The 12,745-nt window shown below is 35.3% G+C and carries 8 protein-coding genes; 1 reads left to right on the top strand and 7 read right to left on the bottom strand.

Translation table 11 applies throughout. The annotated features are described in order from the left end of the window. Window positions 1–84: 84 nt before the first annotated feature. Both C8C85_RS13815 and C8C85_RS13810 read right to left on the bottom strand, forming a co-directional pair. A complete protein-coding gene (locus tag C8C85_RS13815) occupies window positions 85–1,098 on the bottom strand; it encodes an outer membrane beta-barrel protein (RefSeq protein WP_116797578.1) in 1,014 nt (337 codons plus the stop codon). A 555-nt stretch (window positions 1,099–1,653) separates the two neighbouring features. Then, complete coding sequence (locus C8C85_RS13810) at window positions 1,654–3,021, bottom strand: NAD-dependent succinate-semialdehyde dehydrogenase (protein WP_116797577.1); 1,368 nt, start codon at window positions 3,019–3,021, stop codon at window positions 1,654–1,656. A 466-nt stretch (window positions 3,022–3,487) separates the two neighbouring features. On the opposite strand from C8C85_RS13810, the gene C8C85_RS13805 reads away from it, so the two are divergent. Then, window positions 3,488–3,937: a GNAT family N-acetyltransferase gene (locus C8C85_RS13805; protein WP_116797576.1), complete on the top strand. Its 450-nt coding sequence runs from the start codon at window positions 3,488–3,490 to the stop codon at window positions 3,935–3,937. A 133-nt stretch (window positions 3,938–4,070) separates the two neighbouring features. Here the strand turns inward: C8C85_RS13805 and C8C85_RS13800 are convergent, their stop codons facing one another. The 5 genes from C8C85_RS13800 to C8C85_RS13780 all read right to left on the bottom strand — a co-directional run bounded on the left by C8C85_RS13800 (window position 4,071) and on the right by C8C85_RS13780 (window position 12,727). After that, window positions 4,071–6,185 carry an ATP-binding protein gene (locus C8C85_RS13800; protein WP_116797575.1) on the bottom strand — a complete coding sequence of 705 codons (2,115 nt, stop codon included), beginning with the start codon at window positions 6,183–6,185 and terminating at the stop codon, window positions 4,071–4,073. 107 nt (window positions 6,186–6,292) lie between these two features. Next, window positions 6,293–7,258, bottom strand: coding sequence for a glycoside hydrolase family 5 protein (locus C8C85_RS13795; RefSeq protein WP_116797574.1), 966 nt, complete (start codon window positions 7,256–7,258; stop codon window positions 6,293–6,295). 9 nt (window positions 7,259–7,267) lie between these two features. Then, entirely contained in the window at window positions 7,268–8,506 is a 1,239-nt protein-coding gene (locus C8C85_RS13790; protein ID WP_116798491.1) for a glycoside hydrolase family 27 protein, read from the bottom strand. A 98-nt stretch (window positions 8,507–8,604) separates the two neighbouring features. Continuing rightward, window positions 8,605–11,490 (bottom strand): beta-galactosidase GalA, encoded by a 2,886-nt coding sequence (gene galA, locus C8C85_RS13785; protein ID WP_116797573.1) that lies wholly within the window; start codon window positions 11,488–11,490, stop codon window positions 8,605–8,607. Window positions 11,491–11,686: 196 nt separating this feature from the next. Continuing rightward, window positions 11,687–12,727, bottom strand: a complete 1,041-nt coding sequence (locus C8C85_RS13780) for an IPT/TIG domain-containing protein (protein WP_116797572.1) — start codon at window positions 12,725–12,727, stop codon at window positions 11,687–11,689. Between the last annotated feature and the right edge of the window lie 18 nt (window positions 12,728–12,745).

Raw genomic sequence — 12,745 nt, 5'->3', positions numbered from 1 at the left:
CCAAAACCACTAAGGATCTTGACAGCAAAAAAAAAATATTTTTTAATATTTATCAGTCTAAACTCACTTGAGAATAGCTTTCAATTAGAACCCGTAAACTACTGCCAACAGTACTTGAGAAGCAGAATTAGTAGGAGCCAAATCCGAATTAACAAACATAACATCATCTGAATTGGTATCAATTCTAAACTCAGGAATAATAGTCAATCCACTTACTTTATAGTTACCTGATAAAGTAAAAGCTGTTACATCAGTATCTCCAGAGCCTTCTTTGTATTTAAAATATTCAGCACGTATTCCCAAAGCGAAAGCATCACTAAACGCATAAGATGGGTATATCGCAGCTCCTGTGTAACCTACGTCGCCTTCGTTTGAAAAATCAGCTCCGTTTAAACCTAACTTGAATTTATCGGTAAGTTGGAATGTAGCTGTTAAATCAAAAATAGTGCCACTTACAGAACCATCCATAAAGTTAAGATAAACACTGCTTGCTCCAGAAGCATAAGACAATTGACCTCCTACAGCATTTAATCCTTTTGCTGGATTGGCTTTGTATGAATTCCAAGAGTCATTAAACACCCCTAACATTGCACCAAATTTGTCTGTTATCTTATAATTGGCTTTAACACCCGCATTTTGAAATGGTCCATTGGTAAACAAATATGAAGTTGAATAAGAGAAATTACCGACAGGTGAAATTACCTCATAACCAATATAAGTTCCCATATATCCAGCGGTAAAACTTAATTTATCCGAAACTGCATAAGAAGCATATAAATTTTGAATATGGAAGGAATTTGCATCGATTCCATCACCATTTGGGATTGATTGATATTGCCCTCTTGGACCGAAAGATATTTCTCCAACAAAAGACACTTTTTTTATGGTTTTCTTCAAAGCAATATCCAGCATTCCTAAAGAAACTGAATTTTGGTCTGTTCCAAAACTTGTTTTAATATTTGCTGTTTTTGCGAAATCATACTTGTAATACAAATCTCCAGAACCTGAAATTTGCAACGGAGTAGTTTCTGGAGCATCTTGTGCAAATGCAAAATTTGTAGTCAAGGCTAACACTAAAATAGTAATTACTTTTTTCATATTTAATCTGATTTTTAGTTAGTAATTCAATTAGGGTAATTGAATCGAATTTGGTTATTTTTTCTTTTTTCTTGGAACGAAATTATTAACTTTTCGTTAACAGAAAAATTTTTTTAAAACTTTCAGAGAAGAATTATCGATATCCAAAAATCATCTAAAAAATAATATGTATTTCCTATTTTTTTTAAATTATATTATAAATTCAATAATCATGTTTTTGCAAAATACTACCAAAATTTAAAGTAATTTTAAATTTTAAAGTTAAAAAAACATAGTTTTAGACTAAATTTTAAAACAAAAAAAAATACAACCCCTATAAAAAATAGGGGTGTAAATAAAAATGTATAAAAATAAAAATCAAGACTAATAGCAAAATAAAAGCATTCCTTTAAATCGATAAAACAAAAAAAACCTTAAACTCACACACTAATAATTAGTACGAGTTTAAGGTTTTTAAAATCTACAAAACAAAACTTTCTTGAAAATTTATTTCATTCCAAATACTCCTTCACCAGAAATAAAATAGTTTACTAATTTCTGTATTCATAAAAATCATTATTCAATAATCAATGACTTCATATTCATAAATTCTTTGATTCCAATCTCGGATAATTCCCTTCCGTATCCCGATTTCTTTATTCCTCCAAAAGGAATCCTAGAATCGGATCGAACCAAAGAATTAACAAAAACATTACCTGCTTCAATTCTTCTGGCAAAAGCATACGCCCGTTCTCTATCTTCGGTCCAAATCGCCGAAGCCAACCCATATCGGTGATTATTTGCTATTGCAATAGCATCATTTTCATCCCTGGCTCTAATAATAGTAGCCAAAGGACCAAAAGTTTCTTCTTTAAAAGCAATGTTATTAGTATCCACAAAATCAATTAGCGTAGGCTGAAAATTGCAATGATCACGCTCACCTCCCATTACCATTCTTGCCCCTTGCCTTAAAGAATTTTCTAGTTGATAGCTTAACTTCTCGGCCAAATCAATTCTCGCCAAAGGCCCCATATCAATTCCACTCTGCAATGGATTCCCTTGTTGCAGAGCAGTTATTTTATTAGCAAAAAGTGCAGTAAATTCATCAGCGACTTTTTCAGTAACGATAAAGCGTTTTGCACAAATACAAGCCTGTCCCGCATTTAGCATTCTGGATTTCGTAGCCACTGTAGCTGCTTTTTCTAAATCGGCATCATCCAAAACAATAAAAGCATCCGATCCTCCCAACTCCATCACTGATTTTTTGATATATTTCCCAGCCAATGCAGCAACCGAAGAACCTGCCATTTCGCTCCCCGTCAAAGTAATTCCAGAAACGATATCTGAAGCAATCACACTTTCCACTTGTGAAATATCAATGCTTATTTGTTGAAAGACGCCTTCTGGAAAACCAGCTTCCAGAAACATATTCTCGATAGCTTTCGCACAACCAATAACATTTGGAGCATGTTTTAAAAGAGTGACATTCCCCGCCATAATTGCTGGTGCTGCATAACGTAATACTTGCCAAAAAGGATAATTCCATGGCATAATAGCAAACACAGCACCCATTGGATCATAAACCGACATGCTCTTGAAAGGCGTGTCATAATATTGATCTTTGAGCATTTTCTCTGCATTTTCAGCATAGTAATCACAATTTCCAGCTGATTTTTCAACCTCAGCAATTGCTTCAGGAAGAATTTTACCCATTTCATTGGTAATAAGCACTCCCAATTCGTTTTTGTTCTCTCTAAGTATGCCAGCCAAATTTTTCATTTTATCAGCTCTTTCCATAAAAGTCGTATTTCGCCAACTCTTGAAAGCCAATTGAGACAATTCCAGTTTTTGAGCCAATTGAGAATTGGTTAAAACTTCATGCTCCCCTATAATGGATCCCGTAAACGGATTTATAGATTTAAATATTTTATTTGTATTATTCATTTTGTTAACTTGATAATTTTGTTAATTCCAAATCAGGTTGTGGTATTTTGTAAACCTTCATATACTTATTGCTTTTAGCATCAAAACATATATTTCACTTCCACTTATTACATTCAAATTTAGTCAATCATTTACACTAAACTATAATTATATAGTCATAACACCAATATTCAATTTTGTTTCTTTTACTCCAATTTTCAGCCAATCACAGTATCATTTTTTTCCAGAGATATTATTGCTTAAATGTTTTTTACCAAAAATCAGCTTATTACCAAATCGCAGAACTTTCCGTATATTCAGAATTAATTGTTAAACCTCTTCCAGAAGATAGTAGATTTAGATTTTTTAGAAAATAAACAAACTAAAAAAAAATTCACAAATTAAGATTGGAAACTAAACTTCAATATCCTTAAAGTAAAGTTTTTTTTGTAAATTTAGTTTTCCAACCACTAAAAGCCAACACATTATGATACGAAAAGCTACTACTCAGGACTTAGATCAATTGACGAATCTCTTTGATCAATATGCTGTTTTCTATAAAAATCCATCCAATTACGAAAAACATTATGCCTATCTAAAGGAACGATTAGAAAACAATGAGGCTACCATTTTTGTCGCTTCCGATGAAACAAATGAAGATAAACTTATCGGTTTTGCTCTAATTTATGTAACTTTTTCTTCATTGGCACTCAATAGAATACTTATTCTTAATGACTTATTTGTGGACTCTTCTGCCCGAAAAAAAGGAATAGGTGAAAAATTAATTTTACAAACTGTTGAATTAGCCAAAGAGTTAGGCGCTCATGACATACGATTAAGAACTGCCAAAAACAACACTGTAGCTCAAGGATTGTACCATAAAATGGGCTTTATAAGGGAGGATTTTTTATATAGTTACGACCTTGCAGTGAATTAATAACAAAATGCAAAAATCAATTATTTAGCAAGTTTTGACTATTCCTGATGAACATTTGGTATAAAATTATAGAGTCAAAAAGAAAGAGGATTTCAACACGAAATCCTCTTTCTTTTTTCGAATAAGATCAAACTTAACAAATGGCCTTATTTTGAAATACTTGATTAATTAATTCGAATATTTTTTCTTTATCAAGAGGTTTGGTGATATAACCTGAAAAACCAGCCTTCATAATACTTTCTTTCACTTCGCCTGAAGAATGTGCTGTTTGAGCTATTACAATTCGATCTGGATTGTCTTTTTTTATCATTTCAAAAGCTTCATAACCGTCCAAAACAGGCATCTTTATATCCATGAAAATTAAATCAATATTCGAATCCGATGCGCTCATATCAACAACTTCCTGACCATTTTTAGCTCTCAAAACAATATGGTTTTTCTTTTCCAATATGGTTTTCAGCAACAGAAAATTAATATTATCATCTTCAGCCACCAAAATGGTTTTGCTTTCAGACTCATTATATGCTATTTCTGGCACACTATCATTTTCCTCATGAACCGTTTCGTCATAACACAATGGAATAGTGAATTTAAAAACTGATCCACCCCCAAAAACCGATTCTACTGTAATTTCTCCACCGAGCATTTCTACATAGGCTTTGGAAATTGACAATCCCAATCCTAAACCACTAAGCGAAATAGAATAATCATCTTCAACCCTTCTGAAGCGGTCAAATATGACTTTTAAATCCTTTTTACCAATTCCAATCCCAGTATCTTCAACCCTAAATTCCAAATAATTATTATTTGGACAAATGCTATACCCAAATGCAACATGACCGCTATCCGTAAATTTTATGGCATTGGTCAATAAATTAACAATGACTTGTTTCAATTTAATTTCGTCAGTCAAAACATCATTCGGTAGTTTAACGCAATTTTCCAGTTGATAGAACTTTATGTTTTTATCATCTGGTATTGTAACTTTTAGCGTATTGTATAATTCGTTTAAACATTTTTCGATGTTCAATCCTTTAAATTTTGGTGCAATTTGTTTGGCATCAATTTTAGACATCTCTATCAAATCTTCAATAATAGACACCAGACTTTTACCACTGGTATTTATGATTTTCAGATACTTATTTTTTAATTCATCACTTAATTTATCATCCATCAGTAAATCCGAAAAACCAATAATTGCATTCATGGGAGTTCTTATTTCATGTGATAAATTGGCCAAGAAAGTTGATTTGAGTTTATCGCTTTCTTCGGCTTTTTCTTTTGATTTTTCCAATTGAAATCGATTCTTTCTGTGATCTTCAAACAAATTACCAATATAACCAAATTCACCAGGCTCCTTTTTCAGGAGACTGATTGAAATTTCACGATCGCTTTCTAAAATAGTAGTAACCAATTTCAAAGGTTTATACACCCATTTTCTGGAATAATGAACAGCAGCAATAAGACTGATTAGGGTTACAATTACTATAATCAACAACAACTCTTTGGTTTTTTCAAAATTAAGATGAGAAGGTCGTTCAAACAATAATTTGGCTACTACCATATTATCTGCATTTCTCAATTTTACTACAGAAGTTACTTTTTTGTTCCCAATGGTATCCATATCTACTTTATCCAAAAGTTGAATTTTGGAACTGGAGATATCTTCTAAATTTTTAAAATATTTTTGATCCAGTAAACGCGCCATAAACATATAACCTGATGGCTTCGTTTTTACTTTTTTAGGATCATTTGAAGCGTGGATGGTTCCACCAAATACTTCAACCACCCCTTCGGGAACCCGCATATAAAACCGAGAAAACTTGGTTCTATACAAATGCATCATTGCTTGACTGGGTATAAAATCTTTGGATTTAAAATTAGATTTTGATGTATTGACAATAAATTTTTTATTTAAATTATAAACCCCAATATAATCCACTTCGTAAGTAGGAAATTCATTTACTATATACCTATTAAACCAAGTTGTATCTTTTGACTTTGTAAAATTGACCAAAGCATCCCAATACGTAAGATCATTTATGGTAACAATCTGTGTTTTTGAATTAAAATCAAATAACCGATTTACTTCCGTTCTATACTGATCAGAATTGGCTTTAAAGACGTCCTTTTCTTGCTGAACAGTGTATAAATAAAGAGATATAAACAGTAATAAAAATAACGAGCAAATCCCTATGATCAACAATACCAATTTAGAATAAGTCGTTAATTTTAATGTCAACTTCATTTATTTACAAGTAATTATGTCAAAAACAGTGTTGCAATATACTGTTTTATTTTACAACATAAAAAAAATCCAACATGTCGAAGAGTTGGATTTTTAAGTTAAACAAACTAATTCTTGCCATTGTATTTTCTTAAAAATTTACGTGTTTTCAACCCAGACTCTTTAAGGTCTTCATCCTTCCAATTTCCTTCTGAACTTGCAGATTTCTTTACCATCGAACAGGTTTCGTCTTTATCCGAAATGGACCAAATAATCCAACTTAATTTTCTCGCTTCCATCCAATCGATGTATTCTTGCCAAGCTACATAATTCATTGGTCCATCACCAGAAGCTTCCATCCCAGCCGATTCAGAAACAAAAATTGGCAAGCCACTTTTTATTGCTTCGTCAGTTTTGTCTCTAAGTTCTTTTTTATGTGTCGCCGCATAGAAATGCATGGTATACATTAAATTAGTATAGCCTTTTATGGGATCTGCGGCAGGTAAATTTATATCCTGATCCCATTTTGGACAACCCACCAAAATAATATTATCCGGATCATTGGCTCGAATCACTTTGATTACTTCCTCGGAATAGGCTTTTACTTCAGGCCACGTTTCATAGTCCGGTTCGTTAAAAACCTCATAGATTACATTTGGGTACTTTCCGTATTTCTTGGAGATTCCATCAAAATATTCCTTGGCTTCTTTCAAGTTAATATTATGGCTGTGCCAATCGATGATTACATAAATATCAGATTTGATGGCTCCTTTTATAACCGCTTCGATTTTATCTTTAGAAAAATCGGGTTCCTTCATATAAGGATGCTCTCCTATTTCGATTCCCATTGCGGCGCGAACAATCGTGCAATCGAAATCTTTTTTTAACCAAGCTACCGTTTTTTCATTATAAAACCTTGGCCAAATGCTATGCCAGCCAAGACTTACCCCTCTCAAAACAATTGGCATTTTATTTTTATCTACCAATTGAGTTCCTTTTACGCTAAGCTGCCCGTGCTTTTTGACGAATTGTGCGTTTGCCATGCTAAAACTTAATGCCAGCAGAAACAAGATAATTTTAAATTTTAATTTCATATCTCTAAATTAAGGAATTAGTCTTAGTGTAATTGCATCATGTGAAGCAATATCGGCAGTGAAATTCTTTTTGGTCGTTCCTACTTCTTTGTTTTTCCAAAGGTCTTTGATTTTGAAGTTTGTTTTATTGAAATCGGCTTCAAAACCAAAATCAGCATCTTTGATTGGATTTTTCTTCCAATCGTAGTTGATTTTTCTCGGTGCATCGGTTCTGTTTAAAAAGGTGATTGCCCAATTTCCATCGGATAAAGGTTTTACCCAAACTTCCAATCCGTCTTCGGCAGAAAGCTTGAATCCTTGTATTCCCAATTTATCCTGATTCACGGCAATCAACTCTTTATTGGTCAAAATAGCCAATGTTTCTTTGGACATTTTTCTGAAATCATTTCCGGCAATCAAAGGCGAAGCCATCATACACCACATCGAAAAATGGGTTTTATCTTCGGTATTGGTCATTCCGTCACCCACTTCCATCATATCAAAATCGTTCCAATGATCCGGCCCGGAAAATTTACGGATGTCTTTGCGCATTTCGGCAATTTTCATGAATCCCCAAGACGACCAATTCCCTTCCTCGTGATGGAACTCGCAATCAAAACATGGATAAATATCACCTGATATTCTCCAAAGGTTTCCTATTGGTTTTCCCCAATCCCAAGGTTTGTTGTCACCCCATTCGCAAAGACTGAAAACAATAGGTCGCCCTGCGGTTTTAAGAGCGTTACTCATCGTGGCATAAGCCTCGGGAGCGTTGATTCCTGCAGTATTACACCAATCGTATTTTAAGAAATCAATTCCCAAATTGGCATAAAAGCGTGCGTCTTGGTACTCATATCCTCGCGTGCCTGGGTAACCTGCGCAAGTGTGGGTTCCGGCACAATTGTACAAACCAAATTTTAGTCCTTTAGAATGTACATAATCGATTAAGGATTTCATTCCGCTTGGGAATTTGATTGGGTCTGGGACTAGATTTCCATCAGTATCACGCTCTTTTGTCATCCAACCATCGTCGAGTACAATATAATTGTAGCCTGCCGCAACCATTCCTGAGGCAACCATAATATCGGCGGTTTCTTTGACTAATTTTTCATCGATGTTCGTTTCGAAGGTGTTCCAAGAATTCCAACCCATTGGTGGTGTCATCGCAAGGCCTTCGAATTTTCCAGTGCCTTGTTTATAAACATTTCCTTGAGAGAATCCCTGAATTGCGATGCTTCCTAAAAGAAAGCTGAGAAGTATTTTTTTCATTTTTATTTTTTTTAATTCTATTGTTTTAATCACTAAATTTCTTGTTCTGCAGAATTTGCGTGAGGGCTATCGGGATTGTGGTCACGCCCTAAATATTTTTATGGTTTTGTTGCATTTATTTTTATTTCGGCTTTTTTGAGCCCGTTGCTGGTCGCGGTCAATGTAATTTCGCCAGTTTCTCCAGTTGATTGCACAATGACTTGTGCCAAACCACTGAACAATGTGCGTTTCCATGCGGGCGCCGGCGTTAGGATTTGAATTGTTCCTGGATTGGTGTTGACAGTTCCCCACTTGTATCTGTAAATTAAAGGTACGGCAACAATCGCAATGGTGTTTTTCCCGGCACGGAGATTGGATTTGTCGAGTACGAAAGTGTCTCCTTTTTTGTTTTCAGGAATGGCATTGGCGATTAATTTTCCGTTGATGTAAATGGATTGCGATTGACCGATGCTATTGTAAAACAGATTGATTTTGGTCTCCTTGAAATTTTCTGGCAAATCAAAATCGGTCCGATACACCACGGCTTTGGTTTTCTTGCCAAAAATGGTGTCACGGCTGTCTTTGAAAGCCTTGTCCCAATTGGAAACATCGAGATTATCTACTGTCTCGGCAGTTTCTGAAATAGAATTGACGATTTTTTCTTTTAAGTTCGAAATATTGATAACCGCGTTAGTTTCCAAAAATTGGTCAGGTTCTACGGAAGTGGGCTTCCCGTTTCCAATACCGATTATTTTTCCCGGACCTGAAATGATAAAGGCGATTTCGTTTTCGGAAATGGGTACTTGCAGGCCTGATTTGTCTTTGGTATCGACGTTAATCATCGCAATATCCACGTTATTTGCCTTAATAGTTTTTGTATTGGATTGCAGACCAATGGCGACTGCATCGAAAGTAGTTTTTACGGTTTCGGTTAGGGTTTTCTTTCCATTTTTAAAGCCAATCGCTTCCAAAGTTCCGGGTGCATAATTGACTTTCCATTCCAAGTGACCATTTTTTTCCATCGCCTTTTTTCCTAAACTTTTTTTGTTTAGAAAAAGTTCCACTTCATCGCAATTACTATAAGCCCAAACGTCAATGGGCTGTCCTTCTTTTCCGTTCCAGTTCCAATGCGGCAAAAGGTGCAAAACAGGTTCGGATCCCCACCACGCTTTTAAGTACCATGCGTCGTCTTTGTAAAAACCACATTGATCAACCATTCCAAAATAGGAACCTGTCGCCGGCCACACATACGGAGTGGGTTCGCCACGGTAATCAAAGCCTGTCCAGATAAACATTCCAGCCAAATATGCTCTTGAATCATAGTGTTTCCAACCTTGTTCGATGCTATGCGCATTGGCCGATTGCGGAAAATCGTAGGCAGGTTTGTATTGTTTTTCGTTGTCTTCAAAATAAATGCCACGAGTTGCAAAGGTCGAGCCTTCCTCGGTTCCCCAACTGGCCAGATTAGGAAATTCGCGATGGTGTTTGTCGGTGGTTTCCTTGCCTCCGTGTTTGATGTAATTATAGCCTACTACATCAACAGCTGTGGCAATTCCGTTATCCCAATTACCACTAATTCCTGCCGTTATTCCTCTTGTAGTATCAATCGTTTTGGCAAAATCCTGCATGGTTCTGGCCATTCGGGTGCCAATGATATTTCCTTCTACGCCCCATTCTTCATTGGCGATGGACCAACTTATGATGGACGGATGGTTTCGGTCGCGGAGCATCATCCGTTTTAATTCACCCAACTGTACATTAGTAATTCCCATCAATCGGGTTTCGTCTATTACTACCATTCCCAAACGGTCGCAGGCATCTAGTAATTCGGGTGTTGGTGGATTGTGAGAACAGCGATAGGCATTGGAACCAAATGATTTTAAAATGGCGATTCTGAAATCCTGCAAACCATCGGGCATTGCCACTCCTACTCCCGCGTGGTCTTGATGGTTATTGGTTCCTTTTATTTTTAGGTGTTTACCGTTTAAGAAAAAGCCTTCGTTGGCATCAAAACGTAAGGTTCGGATTCCGAAAGTAGTTGTATGCGTATCGACTAATTCGGTTCCAACATAGATATTGGTCACCATTTTATGCAAATATGGATTGTCAACTGACCACAATATCGGATTAGTCACCGCCAATTCTGCACTGAATTCTTTGGTTTCCATTGGTCTCAAATTCAGATTATCGATAGTTGCCGTGGCGATTGATTTTCCGGTATTATCATAAACGGTCTGAATGATTTTAAAATTCTGAAACTTACTTCCTTCATTGATTACCGAAACTTTAGAAGTCAGTTCGCCAGTATTTTCATTGAGTTTGGTTGTGCTCACAAAAGTTCCGTCTGCGGGTACGTGCAACGAACTGGTTTTGTTCAACCAAACGTGACGGTATATTCCGGCTCCTTCGTAAAACCAACCTTCTTCCATCATGGCATCTACCCGAACGGCAATTGTATTTTCGCCCCCATAATTAACATAATCGGTAACATCGTATTCAAAACCCAAATAACCCGACGGATTATTTCCCAGATAATGCCCGTTGAACCAAACTGTCGAATTACGAAAAACGCCATCAAAAGCAATGTGTATTCTGCGTCCCAAATCTTCTTCTGGAATCGTTATTTTTTTGCGATACCAACCAATGCTGGCTTCAGGAAATAATCTACCTATATTTTTGAATCCGTGGCTGTAACTCGCTTTTTCGCTAAATCCCTGCTCTACTGCCCAATCGTGCGGCAAATCTAATTTTCGCCAAGAGCGATCATCAAAATCGGTAGCAGCAGCTCCATCTCCATAAGTGGTTTTCGCCAAATAGGAGAAATAACCGGTTCCTGTATTAAAATCTTTGGCTGTATCGAAAGGATGACCAAAGGCAAATACCCAATTTTTATCTATGGAAATATGCTCCCGATTCCTGCTGTTTGAAGTCGATTGTGAAAAAACAGAAAAGGAAAAACTAAAGGATATAAAAAGCAGAAAAGGTATTGTATTGGGATTTTTCATTTAATAATTTTTACAAAAAAAAGAAGAGTTCAACTTACAAGGATACTTAATAGAAACTAAAGATAGTGATACTTTTTTTTCAAAATATGCTTAAAAAACAGCAAAAAAAGAAAACACAAACTGTTCTAAAAAAAATATTCCCCAATTTTTCAATTAGGGAATATCTTAAACTAACTCAATAAACAAAAACCAAATTTTATTTTAATACAAAACCAATATTGTCAATATAGAATGTGTTCTCAACACCATCGCCTGCTGCATTTTTAGACATATTTTGGAATGTAATATTTTGAACATGATCTGCGTTGCCCAACTCCGCCCAGGTAAATACAAAAGTATTCCACCCAGTTGTAACAGCCATCATGTTTCTTTCAGACCAATCTCCATTAAAACATAACTTAAGTGTTCCTGGATTATCTGCTTTTATAGAAAGTCTAATTCCTTTATAATCGGATATTTGATCATACCAAGACCAGTTTCCTTGTACATTGTCCCAAGCGGCCATTTTCTTTTTGATATTAATTAAGCCTTGATCAGCTTTACCATCCGACTCATAGGTAAGATTATTCCAATCTGGAAAATCAAAACCATAATAAGCTATATCATCATAAATTGCGGTACCAATGGCATACTTAGAAGTTGCAGTACCCGAAATATTGGTTACTGAAATATACTTTTTATCAGCACCGGCAGGTAGCTTCACTTTAATTTCAGTTAAAGTAGAAGAAATTACAGGTACAGTTTCAGTTCCAATTTTAACAATCGGATTTAAGAAATAATTTCCATAAATTGTGATTAGGTCACCTTCTGCCGCATTAACTGGTTGAAAACTTCCAAAAGTTGGTGATGGCGGAGATACCACAAAATCGTAAACTATTGTACCCAATTTTGTAACAACTTTTAATTTATTACTTGCACCTGCATAAGGTGTTTTTTCATCTATTAATACAAATATTTCAGTATCTGTAACTAGTACAGGATTAAAATAAGTGTCAAAATCATTAAAGTAAATTTTTTCAACAGTCGTAAATCCAGAACCTCTAATAATATAGTAATTTTTTGGATCACCTTGTGTAACCGGAACTAAATCTCCTTCTTCAGCTTTGGCCACACTAGTAATTGCCAATGTCCCTGAACCTGAATTGGAACTATCATCACTACATGAAGAAAAAACACCCAGTACCAAAAGGGCCATTGAAACAATGGACAATAGGTATTTTATTTTTATATTTTTCATAATATCAATTTTAAATAA

This window comes from Flavobacterium sp. 103 (assembly GCF_003096795.1).
Classification (GTDB): domain Bacteria; phylum Bacteroidota; class Bacteroidia; order Flavobacteriales; family Flavobacteriaceae; genus Flavobacterium.
The sequence above is the reverse complement of the archived record's forward strand: the minus strand, read 5'-3'. Positions and strand labels throughout refer to the sequence as shown.